Raw genomic sequence first — 20,066 nt, forward strand, 5'->3', positions numbered from 1 at the left:
CCTCATCTGGCCACCTCCTGCTTGGCCTGGACAGCCGCCAGGCCGCTCACGATCACACCCGCAAGCGCAACGTACGCCCTGCGGCCGCCCATTCGGAGGTGATTGACGTCGACCGGTCCCGGCCGCCCCGGGGCCAGCTCGTCCTCCCAGGGCACCCGGACGATCGCCCGGCAGCGGCCGCTGGCCACCGCCTCGGCCTGCTCCACGTCGGGGAGGCTGCGGCGGCTCACGCCGTTGATCACCATCACGGCGCGGCGCCGCAGGTCGGAGCAGCCGTGTCCGTCGAGCCACTCGTAGGTCATCGCCACCGCCTCGGAGGCGTCCTCGCTCGCGGGGGCGACCAGCACGAGCTGGTCGGCGTACGGCAGGAGCCGGGCCGCCAGCGCGGCCGCGGGGTCGATCACGGTAAGCCGGTAGTGCCGGTCGAGCGCGGCGAGCGTCCTGCGCCAGTCGGCCAGGAAAGTGCGTTCGGCCAGGCGCTGCGTCACCCGGTCGTCGTTGTCCGCGCCGACGACCTCCAGTCCCGATTCGCAGCGCGTCGTGTACGCCCGCATGCCGAGGTAGCCGGTCACCCCTTCGGAGCTCTCGATGAGCGAGCTCAGCGTCTCGGGGGACTCGGCGAAGATCCTCGTCGTGAGCGTGTCCTCTCCGGTGTTCGCGTCCAGCGCGAGCACACGGTCATCGCGGTAACGGGCCAGTGTGTGGCCCAGCATTAACGCCGTGGTCGTCTGCCCGGCGCCGCCCGTGCAGCCGAGCACCATGATCCGCCTGCTCGTGGTGAGGGGGACGCGGGTCCGGGCCTCGTCGACCTCCATGCCGTCCGTACGGCTGCCGCCCACGACGACCTGCGCCAGGCGCCGCCAGCCCCCCGAGTTGTCACGCCCGACGACGGACTCGACGCGGCGCAGCCGCGGCGGCTCCTCGTGCGCCGGCCTGCCGGGGGTGGTCGTCCCGGGGGTGGGCAGCGACGGCCGGGCGGGACCGGCCGGGCCGGCGGCGCGGGGCCCCGAGGGCACGGCCCGGATCGACACTGCCGCCGGACCCGCCGGGGGCGGCGCCACGTCCCCCTTGCCCGTCGCGCCCTCGTACGGCCTGGCCCCCGTGGGGTGCGTCGCCTCCCGCGCGGGGTGGGCGGCAAGGTGGGCGGCGGAAGCGGGCTCGTCCGGGAGATCCTTCTGCGTGTCCGCCGGTGCGTGCTCGGCCGCGGCGTCCACAGGAGTGGCCTCCGCAGATGCGGTCTCCGCGTCGCCGGGAACAGTGTCCCCGGGGACCGGCGCCTCGCCCGCCGGCTCGTCCCCTGCGCCGCCCGGCACCCGGGGCCGCACGAGGCGCGGCGGACGGCCCTTGCGATGCTGCTCAAGGGCCTCGGCGTCGTGCGCGGGCTCCACGGCGGCCGGCTCGGTGGAAGAGTCGACGTCGGAGGGCCCTGCGGCGCGAGGTTCGGCCGAAGCGGCGAGCCTGCGCAGGCGGCGCAGCGTCTCGGTGCCGATGGGCGGGACGGCGGAGGGCGCCTGCTGCACAGGTCCCTCTTCGCGATTCTCCGGGGCCTCCTGAGGCTCTGGCGGCTCCTGCGGAGCCTGCGGCTCGCGGGCGGCAGGTCCCTCGCCGTGTCCCTCGCCGTGTCCCTCGCTGAGTCCCTCGCTGTGTCCCTCGCTGTGTCCCTCGCTGTGTCCCTCGTGCGGGTCGCGTTCGCGCTCCGGCGGGCGCGGAGAGGGCGCGAGCGGCGTGGGCGCGGGGGGCGCAGGCGACGTGGGCGGCTCCGTGAGGTAGAAAACGCGCTCACCGGTGGCGCCGGCCCGGGCGGCGGCACCGCTTCGGGGCAGGGGGGCGGGAGCCGTGTCGGTGACCGGCACGGCGGCGGCGGCCGCGGCCGCCACGGCAGGGCGTACGACACGTGAGGGGTCCACCGGATGCGCGTCCACTCGTGCGGCGGCCCCCGAGGCCACCCGTGCGCCGCTCCTGGAGACCTTCGGGACGGGCACCTTGACCGAGACCGCGCGGCGCGCCTTGCGGGCCGCGCTGCCATGCGGCGCCGCGACCGGCGGCGTGGTCCGCCAGACACGCGCCGTCACGGCGACCTCGTCCGGCTCGTCGAACGGGGCCATGCGGCACCACGTCCGGGGCTCGCTCATGTAGCGGAGCTGCGACTGCAGCAGCTCGGTCAGGCGCTTGCTCTCGATGACGGGGCGGGTGGACAGCCAGGTGAGCACGCCCGGAGGGACGAGGTAGATGACGTGCCAGGGGGCCGCGAACGGCAGTCCGATCAGGTAGAGGAAGACCCACCACGGCACGGAGACACCCACGAACACACCGATCCAGACGACCGGAAGCGGCATCGGCAGCCGTAGGTCGTACAGCTTGTACAGCCGCTTCTCAATACGCCAGATATTGGTATACGTGGGCAGATCCACCCCGAACCTCCTCTCCGCCCGATCACTTGATGCCAAGTGCGCCCGCGATCGCCTTCGCCGTCACCTCGATGATGTTGGGAACGTAGAAGATCACGCCGATCGCGATCGCCAGGATGATGAACTGGACGAACCTGGTGATCTCGCGGGTGAAAAGGAAGAAGATCGCCACGACGGAGACGACCGCGAGGAAGAGCGGAGCGAAGAACTTCCGGAGGAAGTCGGCGAGACCTTCGGTGTTGATGCCCGTCGTCGGCGCCGGTGACGGCGCGGCAAGATCAAGAAAGTGGTCCGCGATGGTCTTCAGTATCAACTCTCGCCCTCCCGGGGGGATGGATCAGCGATGTCTTTGCCGGGCATGCGCTACCCCACGGACCGGTTCGCACCCTGGATGTCCCTGACGAACCACTTGCCGCCCTGCTTCTCGATCGTCAGCTGATAGGCCTGTTCGAGACCGGCCGGCTGCGCCGCCGGGTCCTGCGACGGGCTCGCGACCGCCGCCGACTGTCCGGACGCCACCGCCCACACGACCACGGCCGTGACCTTCCTGCTGTCGGCGCTGTCCGGCGGGACCACCACGTCCTTCAGTTCGGCGAGGGTGAACTCGCCGTTGAACCCGTTGACGGTCACCCCGCTCGCGACGTAGCGCTGGAGGTCGACCTGGTTGCCCGCGGCGTACGCCTTGAAGAAGCCTTCGAGCTGGGGACGCAGTTCGGCCTCGGTGGCGGAGTCGCGGTCGGGGTCCGGAAGCTGCGGCAGGCCCGCCGGCCCCGGCGCGGGCAGCAGAGCCGGCTGGGCCGAGACCACGAACCCGCCGTTGTCGTAGTAGACCGGCACGGACAGCAGACCGCGGCTGCCCCCCGACTGGTACGTCACGGTCACCCGCGCGTTGTGGTCGTCGATCACGTCGATCCCGGCGAACTGGAAGGCCCCCGCCGACATGCGTCCGTAGCCGTTCCAGCCGAACTGCTCGTCGGCGCCCTCGGGCAGGAACGACCTCAGCCGTTCCGCGCGCTGCTGGGGATTGGCCGCGTCGTAGTTGAGGTAGACCGCCGCGAACTGGTTGGCGAAGGCCGCCGCCTGCGTCGCGGGGAATCCGGACGTCGCCGTGCCGGTGGGGGTCACGCCGGCCGGGTCGTCCTGTGTCAGCCGTTCGAACGGAGCGCGGACGCCGTTGACCACGATGACGACGATCAGCGCCCAGAGGATGACCCGCCCCGTCCAGACGAGCCAGCGGCCTCCACCACCGCTCCAGCCTCTGCGACGGGGGGCCGTGCCGTGCGCGGTGCTCGCCGCCTCGAAACCTTCCAGTGGGTACGGGTCAGGGTCGCCAGCGATCCGCGGATCCTGCTGGACGTCTGACCTGCGAGCCATCACGCCTCCGCTCGCGCCGATCCCTCCGGCTGGCGCGGTTTCCTCTTGCTCTCGATCCGGTTAACCGCATTGAAGTATTCACCCTAGCGGCCTCGCCAATTCTTCCAGGTAAGCCACGCCCATGGTGCAAGCATCGCCGCGACCGAGCAAACCAGGTCCACATCCCGTAGAGACGCCCCACACCTATCCACTCCGCGGAAAAGCACGTTACGCCTGGCCAGCGAGAGCATCGATTACCTAACCGCCACCTATTGCTGTCTTCGCAGCTCGCAGGCATATCGAAACCGACCGTACGTGCGACGACGGCCCCGCCGGGCGGGGCCGTCGTGCCTGCAGAACCACTACACCTGCGCCCTCACTGGCACGCCTCGGAGGAGGACGAGGAAGTGGACGACTCACTCGACGCCGGTGGGATGCCCGCGGGCGGAACGTTCTCCGGAGCCGAGATCTGGGGCGGGACGTTCTCCGGTGCACTGCCCAGAGCGCTGCCAGGAGCGCTGCCAGGAGCGCTCTCCGGCAGATCGGAGCTCTGCGACTCGCCCGCGGACGACTGCGACTGCTCCTGCTCCGACAACTCCTGCTGCGCGCGCTGGGACATCTGCTCGATGCGCTGCTGCGCGCTCGCCGCCTCCTGCATGATCTGCTGCCTGGCGCTGCTCGCCTCGTCCCTGATGCTCTGGCGGGCCTCCTCCGCCATCTGTTCCATCGACGCGGCGCCCATGCCCGGGAACTCCGCGACCGTGAGCATCGGCATGCCGCTCTGCATCGTCCCGGTCACGGGCATGGCCTCGGCCGCCAGCAGCGGGTCGCTGATGGTGGTGGTGTACGACGTCGCCCGCACCCAGCCGCCGGGCTCGCCCGCCTGCGGCGCCCACGCCGACCCCGGGGCGCCGGTGGCCGCGGAGGCGGCGCCGCCGAGCAGCGCGACTCCTCCCGCCGTGAGCGTCGAGGCGAAAATCGCCGCGAGAGCCAGCTGTCTGGTTTTCCGATGCATGGTCCCCTCCTTGGGCCCGATCGGGCCTCGCCAGGTCAGGCCACCTGGGCTTTTCCCGGTGCCCGAATTCGGCCGGCATCCCCTTCCGCTGTGCCGGATTACGGCAGCGAAGAGATTTGTCACGAAAAGGGATTCAAACGACGACTATGCGCCAAACGGCCTCATCTCGATGCTTCAACGAACCTCACGAATGCGTCTAGGGCAGTTGACCCAAGCGTTTCCGCTGGCCATGGAGGATCTGACCGGAGGGAGAGGTGTGGCGGGTGATGCCGCTCACCGCCATGACCGCCGCTTTTGCGCGACCCGGTCGCCTCAAGGCCGTTCGAGGTCGTAGGCGGCGTCCGCCGTCACCCGCAAAATGTCGTGCAGTCCGCCGAGCCGGTCAGGAAGTATGCGGAGGTGGCCATACCGCAGCAGGAGCATCCGGTACGGCAGGCGACGACGTCCGACGCCGCTGCCGTCGCCGAGTTGCTGGACGCCTTCAACCGCGAGTTCGACGCGCCGTCACCGGGAACGGACGTGCTCACGGCACGCCTGCGCCTGCTGATCGGCGGAGACCACCTCGTCGCCCTTCTCACCGGCGAACCGGCCGTCGGCGTCGCGGTTCTGACCTTCCGGCCCGACGTCTGGCACGAGGGTCCGGCCGCGGTCCTGGACGAGCTGTACGTGCGGCCCGGCCTGCGTGGGCGGCGGTTCGGGCACGCCCTGCTGGAGGAGGCGTGCCGCCTCGCGCGGGAACGCGGCGCGGACATCCTCGCGATCGACGTCGACGGCGAGGACACCGACACGCGCCGCTTCTACGAGGCGCACGGCTTCGCCAACACCGAACCCGGGGCGGCCGAGCCGATGTTCTACTACTACCGCGACCTCGTCTGAGCACCGCCTGAGCAGCGCGAACCCCAGTGACACGCGTTCCAACAATCTCTGCCATAACCGAGCGCAACCGAACGTACGCGCACGCCTGAAACTTTCATCGCGGGCGACAGCCGTCAGGCGCGTTTCTGCTGCACGCCAGTTCAGCCACGTTCACACGCCATCTTTCCCTCCTGACCGTGCCTTGACATGCCCTGACCGCTCTGACATTTTCAAACGGCTTCCAACAGAAAGCGATCCAGCAGGGCTGGTGAACCGCCCTCACTCCTCCCCCACACGGACAGCCCCGGAGGTCCGGCATGCGCAAACGTCGACCAGTCGGCGACAGGAAATGGGTCCGCATCATCATGGCGACGGTCACGGCGGCCGTGACCGGCGCCGGCGCCGTGGTGATGACCGCGCCGGCGGCCCAGGCGGCCACGACGACCATCACGGTGAACGGCGGCTCGACGGGCCGCACGTTCGACGGAGTGGGGGCGATCAGCGGCGGCGGCGGCAACTCCCGGCTGCTCATCGACTACCCGGAGACGCAGCGCTCCCAGATCCTGGACTACCTGTTCAAGCCCGGATACGGCGCGGCGGTGCAGTTGCTGAAACTGGAGATCGGCGGTGACGCCAACTCCACCGACGGCTCCGAGCCCAGCATCCAGCACACCCGCGGCGACATCAACTGCAACGTCGGCTACGAGTTCTGGCTGGGCGAGCAGGCGGTGGCCCGCAACCCGAACATCAAGCTGATCGCGCTGCCGTGGACCGCGCCGGGCTGGATCGGCGGCGGGAACTTCTGGTCCCAGGACATGATCGACTACGACATCTCCTGGCTCAACTGCGCCAAGCAGCACGGCCTGACGATCAACTACATCGGCGGATGGAACGAGCGCGGGCACAACAAGACCTGGTACAAGAACCTCCGGTCGGCCCTCGACTCCAACGGCTACGGCAACGTGCAGATCGTCGGCGACGACAGCTTCGGCCTGTCCACCGCCGACGACATGCTGAGCGACCCGGCCTTCAAGGCCGCGGTCGGCGTGGTCGGGTCGCACTACCTGTGCGGCTACCTGGGCGACGCCACCTCGTGTCCGTCCAGCGCGAACGCCGTGGCCACCGGCAAGCCGATCTGGAACAGCGAGTTCGGATCGCAGGACTACATCAGCGGCTCGGCCCCCTACATCCGCAGCATCACCCGCGGATACCTCGACGGCCAGATGACGGGCTTCGTCAACTGGCCGCTGGTGGCCGCGCTCTACCCGAACCTGCCCTTCAACACCACCGCCCTGGCGGTCGCCAACTCGCCGTGGTCGGGCTCCTACCAGCTGGGCCGGAGCCTGTGGGCGAACGCCCAGGTCGCCCAGTTCACCCAGCCGGGCTGGCGCTTCCTCACCGGCAGCGCGAGCGGATACCTCGGCGGGAACCGGAGCAACGGCAGCTACATCTCCCTGAAGTCCACGAACAACACCGACTACTCGACCATCTACGAGACCAGCACGTCGACGACCACGCAGACCGTGAACGTCAACGTGACCGGCGGGCTGAGCACCGGGACCGTGCACGTGTGGTCCACCAACCTCGGCTCGAACAACCCCGCCGACTGGTTCGTCAGGCAGCCGGACATCACCCCCAGCAACGGCTCCTACTCGCTCACCATGCAGCCGAACCGGATCTACTCGGTGACCACGACCACCGGCCAGGGCAAGGGCACGGCGGCCGGACCGGCGAGCGCGCCGCTGGCTCTGCCGTACTCCGACGACTTCGACGCCTACGCCTCCCGCACCGAGGCCAAGTACTTCTCCGACATGCAGGGAGCCTTCGAGGTCCGGCCCTGCGCCGGCGGCCGGACCGGTCAGTGCCTGCAGCAGGTGACCCCCATGCGTCCGATCGAATGGCAGGACGACAGCGACGCCTTCGGCCTGGTCGGCGACCCGTCCTGGAGCAACTACAAGGTCAGCGTGGACGTCAACTTCCAGCAGGGCGGCACCATCACGCTGCTCGGGCGGGCGAACACGCAGTCACGCCCGCAGAGCCACCAGGCGGCCTACCAGTTGCGGCTGAACAACTCCGGCGCCTGGTCGATCGCCAAGAGCACCACGTCCGGCACGGTGAGCACCCTCACCTCGGGCTCCCGGAGCTCGCTCGGGACCAACACCTGGCACACGATCTCGCTCAGCTTCTCGGGCAACCAGATCAGCGCCACCCTCGACGGCGCCGCGCTCGGCTCGGTGACGGACAACTCCTACTTCGCGGGACAGGTCGGGCTCGGAGTGGTCGGCTACCAGACCGACATGTTCGACAACCTCTCCGTCACCGCGACCAGCGGCGGAAACGGCAACACCAGCGTCGGCCCCATCAGGGGCCAGGCCTCCGGCCGCTGCGTCGACGTCCCCAACCAGTCCCAGACCAACGGCACCCAGGTCGCACTCTGGGACTGCAACAGCGGCGCCAACCAGACCTGGACCCTCACGCCGTCCAAGCAGCTGATGGTCTACGGCACCAAGTGCCTGGACGCCTACGGGCAGGGCACGGCGGACGGGACCCGGGTCGACATCTACGACTGCAACGGCGGCACCCACCAGCAGTGGACGCTGAACTCCGACGGCACGATCGTCGGAGTCGGCTCGAACAAGTGCCTGGACGCCTACGGCGGCGGCACCGCCAACGGCACCCAGCTGGTGATCTGGACGTGCAACGGCGGCGCGAACCAGAAGTGGTCGCGCAGCTGAGCCTGCGATGACACCGGTCGGCCGGGTAAGCGCCGCAGCCCGAGGCGCGCACCCGGCCGGCCGTTCGCCGCGAGCACGGCGGACAGCGCCGGTTCAGACGTTGAAGCGGAACTCTGACCGCCACTCCGCCGACCTGGGCGGTCGAGCTCATTGCGCTGGTCGGACGGCCTTCTGGGCCTCACGTTGGTGGTCGTTCGTTGCTGACGTTTCACGGTGTCTTGTGCCCCATACGTGCCCCAGCCCAGCAGAGCGGGCGGCGTGCCGGTGCGGGTAGCTGTCGAGGTGGAAATCGATAAGGTGAGGTCCATGGATTCCCGAGTTGATCCGGACGGCGGCGATGGTCACAGTAGCCCGCGTGACGTGTTTCTCCGCCTGGTGAATGGGGTCTGCGAAGGGCCGTACGAAAATTTGGCCGACCTCTATGCCGAACAGACCCATGTCACCCACCCGTTTCACCCGCTCAACCCGCCGCCGCTGCTGAGCCGTAGCGAACTGCACGAGCACTTCACCGCGCCGCCGCCGTTTGCCCGGACGCTGAACCGTAAGCCGGTCAACATCATCATCCACGACACCGCTGATCCGGAGGTGATCGTCGCCGAGTTCGCTTACCAGGGGCACGTGGAGGAGACCGGAGAGGCGTTCACCGTGCCCTGTGTCTTCGTTCTCCGTATTCGCGACGGGCTCATCGTCGAGTCTCGCGATTACATCGATCACATTGCCAGCGCACGGGCATGGGGCCAGCTCGAAAGCCTCCTGACCGCGCTGCGCCCATCGAGCGAGGTCGACCGCTGAAAGGCAGTTGCTGGTGATCGCGGGATCGCGCGCTTGGTCTCCGGTCGAACCAGACGTTGGCCGAGGTCGTGCCTCGCTCGGCGCAGCCGTTCACCGCAACCTTGGTAGGCGTACACGCCACACCTTGCCCGTCCATCCCGTCTGCCATCGACCCGACCGCGAAGCGGCAGCGGGCCGGCGACGGAGGTGCAAGTCCGGCTTGACGTGTCCCTTTGCCTGTGCGCCTTCCTCGGTGCTTGGACGCCAACGGTCACAGCCGGGCTTGCGGCGGAGGAGGCGGGCTGCTGGGCTTGCCTGGGGTCGATGGCGGGCGGGATGGCTCCCACCCCAGCCACCCCACAGCCCGCACGTTCGTTCGAACTCCATCCCGGAGCCGGAGTGCCCCGCCGGAGGCATCATCACGTGCGGCCGGCGCCTGGCGGCTGTTCCAGTTCAGCCCTTCGGCCCTGTGATCAGAGATGTACTGTCGCCTGGCGGCCCATCGACTCGTCCGCGCCAGCCGTCCGGCGTGCTTTTAGCCGACCGCCGGGAGCGCCAGCGGGAGGCGGCGGCGTTGCCGTGACGGCGGCGCGTGCGGCCCGGTTAGGGCCGCCTTGAAGACGTACAGAAACTTCTCACAGGGCTCCAGGCTGGGGTTCCAGCTTCCCAGCTCGACGTACGCCCGTTGACCCTCCGGGGAGACAACCCGGTCACCGATGCCATGGTCGCCGCTTACCTGGCCAAGTACGCCACCAAAGGCACTGAGGTCACCGGCCACGCCTCCCGCCGCCTCGATGAGGCCACCATCGACCAGCACGCCGACCGCAACGGCACCCACACCCAGCGGCTCATCGCCGCCTGCTGGGACCTCGGCCACCCGGACCACCCAGGGTTCGACGGCCTGCGCCGCTGGGCCCACATGCTCGGCTTCGGCGGCCACTTCTTCACCAAGGCCCGCCGCTACTCCACCACCTTCGCCGCCCTGCGCGCCGCCCGCGTCCGCTACCGCCGCGCCCAAGACACCAGCCGCGAGTACGCAGCAGACGCATTCGACCGTCAAGCCGACCTTGACGACGAAACGACGCTCATCATCGGCGACCTCTCCTACGCCGGATCCGGCTGGAAAACCACCGGAGACGCACTCCTCGCCAACACCGCCGCCGACCAAGCCCGCCAACGCCGCGCCATCGGCCGCGAAGAACTCGCCCACCAGCTCGCCACCGAAGACACCGGACTCGTCGCCGCCTAACCAAGGAGTGTGCTCGTGGATCTCGACAACAGCCGAACGTGGGGAGTAGAGGAGGTCTCATACTTCCTCGGTGTCCCAGTCGGCACCCTGTACCAATGGCGCTACCGCCGCACCGGGCCTCCGGCCTTCAAGGTGGGCCGACACCTGCGTTACGACCCGGCTGCCGTTCGCGCCTGGCTCGCTAAGCAGGTGGCCTGAGATGGGCAGCGTGGAGAAGCGGGTTCGTGACGGCAAGGTCACTTACCTGGCCCGATGGCGTGACGACGCACGACGTCAGCGTAAGCGTTCGTTCTCTCGGAAGATCGATGCCGAACGGTTCCTGGCTCAGGTTGAGGCCGACATCCTCCGGGGTCAGTACGTTGATCCGTCAGACAAGACGACGGTGATCGAGTACTCCCCGGATTTGGGTCGCCGGTCGTGCACACCGCCCGACGACAGCTCGCCGAGTGGTCAGCCTGATCGAGACCCACATCGCTGGCACTCCCCTCGGTAGTCGCCGCCTCGCTGCCGTGGTGCCCTCCGAGGTGCAGGCGTGGGCAGCCGACCGTGCCAAGGTGCTCGCCCCAACCACCTTGCGCAACCTCGTCGGGCTGCTGCGATCGATCTACGCGGCGGCGGTACTGGATCGTCTGGTCGGCCGCTCGCCCGTCGTCCGGCTGACGTTGCCGGCCGCGCATCGGGAACGGATCGTCCCGCTGACCGTGGACCAGGTGCGGGCGCTGGCCGAGGCCATGCCGAGACGAAACCGTGCCATGGTCATCGTTCAGGCCGGACTCGGTCTGAGGCTCGGCGAACTGCTGGCCTTGCGTGTGCAAGACGTTGACCTGGCGGCGCGGACTGTCCGTGTGGAGTGGCAGTTCGCTCCCCAGTCCAAGGTCAGGACCGAGCCCAAGACCCGCCGGTCCCGTCGTTCCGTACCACTTCCCCGAGTCGTCGCTGAAGCGATCGAGAAACACATGCAGGACTGGCCGCCTGCCGAGGACGGGACTCTGTTCACGACCCGATTCGGCACACCGTACCGGCATGACTTCTACGGCACCCTGATCTTCAGGAAGGCGGTTGCCGCTGCCGGGCTGCCGGAGGGCACCACCTCTCACGACCTGCGCCACCACTATGCATCCGTGTTGCTGATGCAGGGCGAATCGGTCATCGTCGTGGCCGAGCGTCTGGGGCACGAGAACGCCAACCTCGTTCTCTCGACCTATGGTCACCTGATGCCGGACTCCGAGGAACGGACTCGCCGAGCGGTAGATGACGCCTGGTCGTGTGCCCCAGATGTGCCCCAGAACGAGCCCCCGAAGGCATGAGCAGGGCGGACAGCGCCGGTTCAGACGTTGAAGCGGAACTCCACCACGTCGCCGTCGCGCATCACGTAGTCCTTGCCCTCGATGCGGGCCTTGCCCGCCGACCTGGCCGCGGTCATCGAACCCGCCTCCACCAGGTCGTCGAACGAGATGACCTCGGCCTTGATGAAACCGCGCTGGAAGTCGGTGTGGATGACCCCGGCGGCCTCGGGCGCGGTCGCGCCCTTGCGGATCGTCCAGGCCCTGGCCTCCTTGGGGCCGGCCGTCAGGTACGTCTGCAGGCCGAGCGTCTCGAAGCCGACCCGGGCGAGCTGGGCGAGGCCCGACTCCTCCTGGCCGACGGACTGCAGCAGCTCCAGCGCCTCGTCGTCGGGCAGCTCCACCAGCTCGGACTCGATCTTCGCGTCGAGGAACACGGCCTCCGCCGGCGCCACGATCGCCGAGAGCTTGGCCCGCAGGTCGGCGTCCATCAACTCGTCGGCGTCGAGGTTGAACACGTACAGGAACGGCTTGGCCGTGAGGAGATGGAGCTCGCGCAGGTCGGCCAGGTCGATCCCGGCCGCTTTGCCCCCGGCGTACAGGGTCGTGCCGGTGTCGAGCAGCTTCGCCGCGGCCTCGGCGGCCTCCAGGAGGACCTTGCGGTCCTTGTTGTTGCGCGCCTCCTTCTGCAGGCGGGGCAGCGCCTTCTCGATCGTCTGCAGGTCGGCGAGGATCAGCTCGGTGTTGATCGTCTCGATGTCGCGCTCCGGCGCCACCTCGCCGTCCACGTGGGTGACGTCGGGGTCGGAGAAGACCCGGATGACCTGGCAGATGGCGTCGGTCTCGCGGATGTTGGCGAGGAACTGGTTGCCCCTGCCCTGGCCCTCCGACGCGCCCTTCACCAGGCCCGCGATGTCGACGAACTCGACCTTCGCCGGGAGGATGCGCGCGGACCCGTAGATCTCCGCCAGCTTGTCCAGACGGGCGTCCGGCACGCCGACGATGCCCACGTTCGGCTCGATCGTGGCGAACGGGTAGTTGGCCGCCAGGGCGTTCCCGCTCTTGGTCAGTGCGTTGAAAAGCGTGGACTTGCCGACGTTGGGCAGGCCGACGATCCCGATGCTCAGGCTCACGTACCACGAGTTTAGGGGCCTCGGGGGGTGCGCCGGACATCGGCGGCCGCGTGGTCCGGCTCGGCCCGCTCCCAGGCGCGCCTCCCTGTTTGGCACGCCAATGCCTGAAATCATCCAGACCGTGGATGTCGTGGCGCTCGCAGTGGGACTGGTGATCGGCGTGGTGGTCGGCGCGGCCCTGGCCGGGATGCGGACCGCGGGCCGGACCGCCCAGGCGGCCGCCAGGGTGGCCGAGGCCGAGGCGCGGACGCGGGCGGCCGAGGACAAGGTGGCCTACATGGAGAACCAGCTCACCGAGCGGTTCCAGGCCATCTCCGCGCACGCCCTCGACGTGGCCAACCTGCGTTTCCTCGAACTCGCGGAGAACCGGCTCAACACCACGAGGGCCGAGGCGGCCGGGGACCTCGACCAGCGCAGGCAGGCGGTCGAGAACCTGGTCGCGCCGCTGCGGGAGACGCTCTCCAAGGTGGAGAGCCAGCTCAGGGAGAGCGAGTCGGGCTCCCGCGCCGCCCGCGCCGAGCTGAGCAAGCAGATGGAGTTCGTACGGGAGAGCTCCGATCGGCTCAAGGCCCAGACGGACGCGCTGGTGCGGGCGCTCCAGCGGCCGGAGGCCCGGGGGCGGTGGGGAGAGCTGCAACTGCGCCGGGTGGCGGAGATCGCCGGAATGGCCCGCTTCTGCGACTTCGACGAGCAGGTGAGCGCCGTCACCCGTGACGGCGTGGTCCGGCCCGACATGGTCGTACGGCTCAGCGGCGGCAAGAACGTCGTCGTGGACGCGAAGGTCTCGCTCGCGGCCTACCTGGAGGCGGCCGAGGCCGCCGACCCCGCGTTCGCCTCGGCCCGGCTGGACGCCCACGCGCGGCACGTACGCGAGCACGTGGACCGGTTAGCCGCGAAGTCCTACTGGCAGGCGTTCAACCCGTCGCCCGAGTTCGTGGTCCTGTTCATCCCCGGCGAGGCGTTTCTCGCGCCCGCCCTGGAGCGCGACCCGGGACTGCTGGAGTACGCGATGCGCAGGCGTGTCCACATCGCCACTCCCACGACGCTCGTCACGATGCTCCGCACGGCCCAGTACGCCTGGCAGCAGACCGCGGTCAGCGAGAACGCCAAGGCCGTCTTCGATTTGGGCAAGGAACTGTACGAGCGGCTCGGCGGTCTGGGACGGCACGTGGACAGCCTCGGCAAGGCGCTCACGAGAGCGGTCACCGCGTACAACCAGACGGTCGGCTCGCTGGAGAGCCGGGTCCTGGTCAGCGCGCGGAGAATGAACGACCTCGGCCTCGTGGACTACCCGCTCGACGCCCCTTCGGCGGTCGAGGAGGTCCCCCGGCCGGTCGCCATCCCCGAACTCGAAGGTGAAGAGCGGGTAAGCCCCCCTCCCCCGCATCGTCAGAACGGTAAATTGACGCGAGACTTGTCGTAAGGGGGGCCCGATGACAGGCACCGGTCGAGCGGGGCTGCGGCTGACCGCTCGGGGGGCGATCGTCATGCTCTTCGTGATCACTCTGGTGGGCATGCCGTTCCTGCCCGGGCCCGTGTTCGTGGCCGGTTGCCTCGCGGCGGTCCTGTTGGTGCGTCCCCGCGACCTGCTGCCGCTGGTGGTGACGCCTCCGTTGGTCTTCTTCGCCGCGGCGCTGCTGGTGGAACTCGTGCGGGCGCTCAGGTCCGCGTCGATGCTCCAGACGTTCGGGCTCGGGATGTTCACCGCGCTGTCGTCCGGCGCGCCGTGGCTGTTCCTCGGGGCCGCGCTGGCACTGGGCATCGCGTGGGTGCGCGGCCTGCCCGCCAACCTGAGGGAGCTGCGCGGCGGGGCCGCGCCCGAACCGACGCCGGCCGCCCGCTCCCGTTCGCGCCGTGGCCGGGCCCGCACGTTCGACCCGGAGCCGGAGGGGTACTTCGAGCCCCGCGTGTACGGCAAGGCCGCCGACGAGTGAACTGCGCCGTGACCTGAGCCGGCGTGACCTGAGCCGATCAGACCGCGCGGAGGTCCTTGCGGAGTTCGTGAGGCAGGGCGAACCGCATGCTCTCCTGCACCGACTCGACCTCCTCGACCTCGGTGAAGCCGTGCTCGGCCAGCTTGGCGAGCACTCCCCGCACGAGTTCCTCCGGGACGGAGGCGCCGCTGGTCAGGCCGACCGTGGCCACGCCCTCCAGCCACTCGTCCCGGACGAACGAGGCGTCGTCGACGAGGTAGGACGCGGCGGCGCCGTAGTCCTTCGCGACCTCGACCAGGCGCTTGGAGTTGGAGGAGTTGCCCGAGCCGACGACGATGACCAGGTCCGACTCGGCGGCGATCTGCTTGACCGCGGTCTGCCTGTTGGAGGTGGCGTAGCAGATGTCGTCGCTCGGCGGGTCGATAAGGTTGGGGAAGCGCGTCCGCAGCCGCGCGACCGTCTCGGTGGTCTCGTCCACCGACAGGGTCGTCTGGGAGAGCCAGACCACCCTCTCCGGGTCCCGCACGGACACGCCCTCGACGCCGTCGAGCCCGTCCACGAGCTGGACGTGCTCGGGCGCCTCGCCCGCGGTGCCCTCGACCTCCTCGTGGCCCTCGTGCCCGATGAGCAGGATGTCGTAGTCCTTGGCCGCGAACCTCTTGGCCTCGTTGTGCACCTTGGTCACCAGAGGGCACGTCGCGTCGATGGTCCGGAGACGGCGGCTCGCGGCCTCCTCGTGCACGGCGGGCGCGACACCGTGGGCGGAGAAGACGACGATGGCCCCCTCGGGGACCTCCTCGGTCTCCTCCACGAAGACGGCGCCGCGCTCCTCCAGCGTCTTCACGACGTGGGTGTTGTGCACGATCTGCTTGCGTACGTAGATGGGCGCGCCATACTGCTCAAGCGCCCGCTCGACCGCCTGCACCGCTCGGTCGACACCCGCGCAGTAACCGCGGGGCTTGGCGACCAGGACACGGCGGGTCGCTGAGGTCTGCACGTCCATGTTCCTATGCTATGTGGAACGCGAGCCACCTCTTGACCCTGGTCTTGCAAGACTGGGTGTACCAGATACGCATCTCCCCGGGAGCCGAAATGTCCGTCCTTAGAGCAATAACGACCGTTCTTCAGACCGCTCTGAACGGGGTCGGACAGGCGCTGCTGGCCGGCGACAAGATCAAGACCACCATCAAGGAGCGCTTCGCCGGTGGCGAGGCGCAGGACGGTGAGCGGCGCGAGACCGCCGAGGCGCCGCGGACCGAGGAGACGGCAGAGCAGACCACCGGGCAGACCGCAGGGCAGACCACCGGGGAGCGGCCCGCGCGCCGGGAGCCCGTCATCTTCGCCCCCCGCCCGAGCAAGGCCGAGAAGGCCGAGGCGGTGACCACCGAGGCGGCGACGACCGAGGCGGCGCCCGCCGAGCCTCCGGCCGTCGAGAACGTCGAGGCCCCCAAGCCCGCCGAAACCCCCAAGCCCGCGGAGACCGCCACTCCGGTCGAGGCCGTGGAGACGGCCGCCGAGCCGAAGCCCGAGGCCGCCCCTGCCGCGGAGCCGAAGAAGCCGCGCACCCGCCGCAAGGCCACCGAAACCACCGAAACCGCCGAGCCCACCGCAACCGCTGAGGCCGACGCGACCCAGGAGGAGGCCGCGCCCGCCGCGCCGAAGAAGCCGCGCACCCGCCGCAAGGCCGCCGCCGAAACCACCGAGAGCACCGAGAGCACGGTCACCGCCGCGCCGAAGACGACCAGGACGCGCAAGAAGCCCGCCGCGGCAGCGCCCGAGCCGGTTCAGCAGCCCGTGCAGCAGTCCGTGGAGCAGCCGGCGGCAGAGGAGACGACCGCCGAGGCGGCGGAGCCGATGCCGGGCTACGCGAACCTCACCGTGGCGTCGCTGCGGGCCCGGATGCGCGGCAAGTCGGCCGAGCAGGTGCACGCGCTGCTGGATTACGAGCAGGCGCACCTGAACCGCCCCGAGGTGGTCCGGATGTTCCAGAACCGGCTGGCCAAGCTCCAGTCCGAGTCCTGATCCCGGGCCGCGCCCGCTCGGCCGTACGCCGGGCGGGCGGATGAGGCGTCCTCCGCCTGGTCGCCTGTGGATTGTCGGCAGGTACGGCTAGCCTGCAGATGCGAGCCGGGCCAGGCGAGGAGGGCACTTGAGCGCGAAGACGTCCCCTGAGGCGCCGCTGCCGATCAGGTCGGTGCTGCAGATGGTCGCCCAGTGGATCGGCAAGCTGGGCACCGTCTGGGTCGAAGGGCAGATCACCGAGCTGACCGCCCGGGGCGGCACCGTCTTCCTGACGCTGCGCGATCCCGTGGCCAACGTCTCGGCGCGGATCACGTGCGCCCGGGGCGTGTACGAGGCCAGCGTGCCGCGTCCCGTCGACGGCGCGCGCGTCGTGATGCACGTCAAGCCGGACTTCTGGGTGAACAAGGGCTCGTTCGCGTTCACGGCTCTGGAGATCCGCCCGGTCGGCATCGGCGAACTGCTGGCGCGGCTCGAACGGCTCCGCCAGGTGCTGGCGGGCGAGGGCCTGTTCAACGTCGACAGGAAGAGGCGGCTGCCGTTCCTGCCGGGCACCGTCGGGCTCATCTGCGGGCGCGACTCGGCGGCCGAGCGTGACGTGCTGGAGAACTCCCGCCGCCGCTGGCCCGCCGTCCGGTTCAAGGTGGAGCAGGTCGCCGTACAGGGGTCGTACGCCGTGGGCGAGGTGACCGAGGCGCTGCGCAAGCTCGACGCCGACCGCGAGGTCGATGTGATCATCATCGCCAGGGGCGGCGGCTCTCTCGAGGACCTGCTGCCGTTCTCCGACGAGTCGCTGGTGCGGGCCGTCGCGGCCTGCCGTACGCCGGTGGTGAGCGCGATCGGCCACGAGCAGGACAGTCCGCTGCTCGATCTGGTCGCCGACGTACGCGCCTCGACCCCGACGGACGCGGCCAAGAAGGTCGTGCCCGATGTGGGCGAGCAGCTCACGCTCGTCCACCAGCTCAGGGACCGGGGCCGCCGGGTGCTGCGGGGCTGGGTCGAGCGCGAGATGTCCTGGCTCGAGTCCGTGCGCTCCCGGCCGTCGCTCGCCGATCCCGTCCGCGAGCTCGACCGGCGGGCCGAGCAGGTCGACGCGCTGCGCGAGCGGTCCAGGCGCTGCCTTTCGGCGTCACTGGACCGCTCGGCCGACTCGCTGGAACATCTCAGGGCCCGGCTGGTGGCCCTGTCCCCCGCCGCCACGCTGGAGCGGGGTTACGCCATCGCGCAGCGTCCTTCCGGAGAGGTCGTCCGCCTGGCGGAGGACGTGAAGCCGGGTGACGAGCTCACGATCCGCTTCTCCGACGACCGGGTGACCGTGACCGCCCAGGACGCGTGAACCGGAGCCGCGGGCGGCGGCGGGTCAGATCGCGAGACGCACGTCGTAGGCGCCGAGCCACGCGTTGATCTGCAGGATGCCCTCCAGCGACGTCCGGGCGCCCTGAAGGCTGACCGCGCCCAGGGGCTGGTCGAGGATCGTGCGCACCTTCCCCGCGTCCACCAGGCAGCCGATGGCCGGGCTCCCGTCGAGCACGCGGGTCACCTCGGCACGCAGCGCACGCTCGTACGCCGGGTCCTGCGTCGAGGGGTAGGGCACCTTGCGGCGCTCGACCACCGAGCGGGGCAGCACGTCGGCCGTCGCCGCGCGCAGCAGGCTCTTCTCGTGCCCGTCGAAGGTCTTCATGGCCCAGGGGGCGTTGAAGACGTACTCGACCAGGCGGTGGTCGCAGAACGGCACCCGGACCTCCAGGCCGACGGCCATGCTCATGCGGTCCTTGCGGTCGAGCAGGATCTGCACGAACCGGGTCAGGTGCAGGTAGCTGACCTCGCGCATCCGCTTCTGCAGCCCGGTCTCCCCCGGCACCCGGGGCACCTCGGCCAGCGCCCGCTGGTAGCTGTCGGCGCGGTAGGCGGGGATGTCGAGCTTGCGCAGCAGTTCCTCGTTCAGGAACTCGCCCCGGGTGGACAGTCCCGTCTGGCCCCGCATGGCGAGCCACGGGAAGGTGCCGGAGTTGACCGCCTCGGGATCGTGGAACCACCGGTAGCCGCCGAACACCTCGTCGGCGGACTCCCCCGACAGCGCCACCGTCGAGTGCCCCCTGATCGCCTTGAAGAGCAGGTAGAGCGAGGTGTCCATGTCGCCGATGCCCAGCGGGAGGTCCCGCGCCCGCAGGACGGCCGCACGCACGGCGGGATCCATGAGGTCGGCCGAATCCAGCACGATGTCGGTGTGATCGGAGCCGACGTGCCGTACGACGTCGTGGACGTACGGGGTGTCCGGGGTGTCGCGCATGTCGTCGGCCTGGAAGTTCTCGCTGTAGCCGGCGAAGTCGACGGAGAACGACCGCACCCCGCCCTGGCCGGCCAGCGCGCGGGCCGCGAGCGCGGTGACCGCGCTGGAGTCGAGCCCGCCGGACAGCAGCGTGCACAGCGGCACGTCGGAGATGAGCTGCCGCTCGACGATGTCGTCGAGCAGCTCCCGCACGGTCCTGATCGTCGTCTGCAGGTCGTCGGTGTGCTCGCGGGCCTCCAGCCGCCAGTAGCGGCGCTTGCTCAGGCCCTCGCGCCGCACCTTCACCACCTGGCCGGGCCGCACCTCGTACATGCCCCGGAAGACGGCGCTCTCGGGCGTCTTGACGAAGGCCAGGATCTCGCGCAGGCCGTCGGCGTCGACCACCCGCTCGGCGAGCGGGTTGGCCAGGATGGCCTTGGGTTCGGAGCCGAACAGCACCCCGTTCGCCGTCGGGTAGTAGTACAGCGGCTTGATTCCCATGCGATCGCGCACGAGCAGCAGTTCCTCGCGGCGGGCGTCCCAGATGGCGAAGGCGTACATGCCGTTGAGCCGGGAGACGAAGTCCTCGCCCCATTCGAGGTACGCCTCCAGGACGACCTCGGTGTCGCTCTGGGTCCGGAAGCGGTGCCCGCTCCGGGTGAGCTCGGCGCGCAGCTCCCTGAAGTTGTAGACCTCTCCGCTGTAGGTGAGCGCGGCCACGACCTCGCCGCCGGCGTCGGCGGTCATGGGCTGGCGCCCGCCCTCGATGTCGATGATGGCCAGCCGCCGGTGGCCGAACGCGGCGTGCGGCGTGAGCCACATCCCTTCGGCGTCGGGCCCGCGGCACGCCATCGTGTCCGTCATGGCCTGCACGGTCTCCCGCTCGCGACGGAGATCGCGTCCGTAGTCCACCCAGCCGCTGATTCCACACATGAGAATGACCCCCCGATCATCGCCCTCAACAATGGTTAGTATGCCTAATTAACGGACAAAGCCTACGATTTATGCCCAAAACGGACAACGTTAAGAGGCCTCGGAGTGT

General features: G+C 69.8%; 16 protein-coding genes and 1 pseudogene. 10 read left to right on the forward strand and 7 right to left on the reverse strand.

All coding sequences use genetic code 11. The features are described 5' to 3' along the window. Positions 1 to 2: 2 nt before the first annotated feature. The 4 genes from BXA11_RS08045 to BXA11_RS08060 all read right to left on the reverse strand — a co-directional run bounded on the left by BXA11_RS08045 (position 3) and on the right by BXA11_RS08060 (position 4,776). Entirely contained in the window at positions 3 to 2,411 is a 2,409-nt protein-coding gene (locus tag BXA11_RS08045; protein ID WP_076433934.1) for a TcpE family conjugal transfer membrane protein, read from the reverse strand. A gap of 22 nt (positions 2,412 to 2,433) precedes the next feature. Further along, entirely contained in the window at positions 2,434 to 2,706 is a 273-nt protein-coding gene (locus BXA11_RS08050; protein WP_197042569.1) for a hypothetical protein, read from the reverse strand. Positions 2,707 to 2,771: 65 nt separating this feature from the next. Further along, on the reverse strand, positions 2,772 to 3,782 hold the full coding sequence (locus BXA11_RS08055; RefSeq protein WP_076433935.1) for a conjugal transfer protein: 1,011 nt from the start codon (positions 3,780 to 3,782) through the stop codon (positions 2,772 to 2,774). A 355-nt stretch (positions 3,783 to 4,137) separates the two neighbouring features. Beyond that, positions 4,138 to 4,776 (reverse strand): hypothetical protein, encoded by a 639-nt coding sequence (locus tag BXA11_RS08060; RefSeq protein ID WP_076433936.1) that lies wholly within the window; start codon positions 4,774 to 4,776, stop codon positions 4,138 to 4,140. A 399-nt stretch (positions 4,777 to 5,175) separates the two neighbouring features. On the opposite strand from BXA11_RS08060, the gene BXA11_RS08065 reads away from it, so the two are divergent. From BXA11_RS08065 to BXA11_RS08090, 6 genes and pseudogenes are all read left to right on the forward strand, one after another. Beyond that, positions 5,176 to 5,652 (forward strand): GNAT family N-acetyltransferase, encoded by a 477-nt coding sequence (locus BXA11_RS08065; RefSeq protein WP_208865554.1) that lies wholly within the window; start codon positions 5,176 to 5,178, stop codon positions 5,650 to 5,652. 296 nt (positions 5,653 to 5,948) lie between these two features. Further along, positions 5,949 to 8,366 carry an RICIN domain-containing protein gene (locus tag BXA11_RS08070; protein WP_083744054.1) on the forward strand — a complete coding sequence of 806 codons (2,418 nt, stop codon included), beginning with the start codon at positions 5,949 to 5,951 and terminating at the stop codon, positions 8,364 to 8,366. Between the two features lie 306 nt (positions 8,367 to 8,672). Further along, positions 8,673 to 9,158: a nuclear transport factor 2 family protein gene (locus tag BXA11_RS08075; RefSeq protein ID WP_076434054.1), complete on the forward strand. Its 486-nt coding sequence runs from the start codon at positions 8,673 to 8,675 to the stop codon at positions 9,156 to 9,158. A gap of 655 nt (positions 9,159 to 9,813) precedes the next feature. Continuing rightward, positions 9,814 to 10,386, forward strand: a pseudogene (locus tag BXA11_RS08080) (replication initiator); the annotation flags it as partial. A gap of 15 nt (positions 10,387 to 10,401) precedes the next feature. Continuing rightward, complete coding sequence (locus BXA11_RS08085) at positions 10,402 to 10,584, forward strand: helix-turn-helix transcriptional regulator (protein ID WP_076433939.1); 183 nt, start codon at positions 10,402 to 10,404, stop codon at positions 10,582 to 10,584. Between the two features lie 248 nt (positions 10,585 to 10,832). Then, the gene (locus BXA11_RS08090) at positions 10,833 to 11,693 is read left to right on the forward strand and encodes a tyrosine-type recombinase/integrase (protein WP_204053746.1); all 861 of its coding nucleotides are present in this window, start codon (positions 10,833 to 10,835) and stop codon (positions 11,691 to 11,693) included. Positions 11,694 to 11,713: 20 nt separating this feature from the next. Here BXA11_RS08090 and ychF read toward each other — a convergent pair whose 3' ends face one another. Continuing rightward, a complete protein-coding gene (gene ychF / locus BXA11_RS08095) occupies positions 11,714 to 12,802 on the reverse strand; it encodes a redox-regulated ATPase YchF (protein WP_076433940.1) in 1,089 nt (362 codons plus the stop codon). A gap of 187 nt (positions 12,803 to 12,989) precedes the next feature. Between ychF and BXA11_RS08100 the strand changes: the two genes are divergently transcribed. Further along, positions 12,990 to 14,225 (forward strand): DNA recombination protein RmuC, encoded by a 1,236-nt coding sequence (locus tag BXA11_RS08100; RefSeq protein ID WP_373320609.1) that lies wholly within the window; start codon positions 12,990 to 12,992, stop codon positions 14,223 to 14,225. A gap of 10 nt (positions 14,226 to 14,235) precedes the next feature. Continuing rightward, positions 14,236 to 14,736 (forward strand): DUF6542 domain-containing protein, encoded by a 501-nt coding sequence (locus tag BXA11_RS08105; protein ID WP_076433942.1) that lies wholly within the window; start codon positions 14,236 to 14,238, stop codon positions 14,734 to 14,736. A 37-nt stretch (positions 14,737 to 14,773) separates the two neighbouring features. Here the strand turns inward: BXA11_RS08105 and BXA11_RS08110 are convergent, their stop codons facing one another. After that, on the reverse strand, positions 14,774 to 15,739 hold the full coding sequence (locus BXA11_RS08110; RefSeq protein ID WP_076433943.1) for a 4-hydroxy-3-methylbut-2-enyl diphosphate reductase: 966 nt from the start codon (positions 15,737 to 15,739) through the stop codon (positions 14,774 to 14,776). Positions 15,740 to 15,828: 89 nt separating this feature from the next. Here BXA11_RS08110 and BXA11_RS08115 point away from each other — a divergent pair, with 89 nt between their 5' ends. Together BXA11_RS08115 and xseA are read left to right on the forward strand one after the other, a co-directional pair. Then, a complete protein-coding gene (locus BXA11_RS08115; RefSeq protein ID WP_076433944.1) occupies positions 15,829 to 16,758 on the forward strand; it encodes a DUF8129 domain-containing protein in 930 nt (309 codons plus the stop codon). A gap of 127 nt (positions 16,759 to 16,885) precedes the next feature. Next, positions 16,886 to 18,091, forward strand: a complete 1,206-nt coding sequence (xseA, locus tag BXA11_RS08120) for an exodeoxyribonuclease VII large subunit (RefSeq protein ID WP_030507521.1) — start codon at positions 16,886 to 16,888, stop codon at positions 18,089 to 18,091. A 24-nt stretch (positions 18,092 to 18,115) separates the two neighbouring features. Here xseA and asnB read toward each other — a convergent pair whose 3' ends face one another. After that, positions 18,116 to 19,957: an asparagine synthase (glutamine-hydrolyzing) gene (asnB, locus tag BXA11_RS08125; RefSeq protein ID WP_076433945.1), complete on the reverse strand. Its 1,842-nt coding sequence runs from the start codon at positions 19,955 to 19,957 to the stop codon at positions 18,116 to 18,118. Between the last annotated feature and the right edge of the window lie 109 nt (positions 19,958 to 20,066).

This window comes from Microbispora rosea (assembly GCF_900156315.1).
Lineage (GTDB): Bacteria > Actinomycetota > Actinomycetes > Streptosporangiales > Streptosporangiaceae > Microbispora > Microbispora rosea.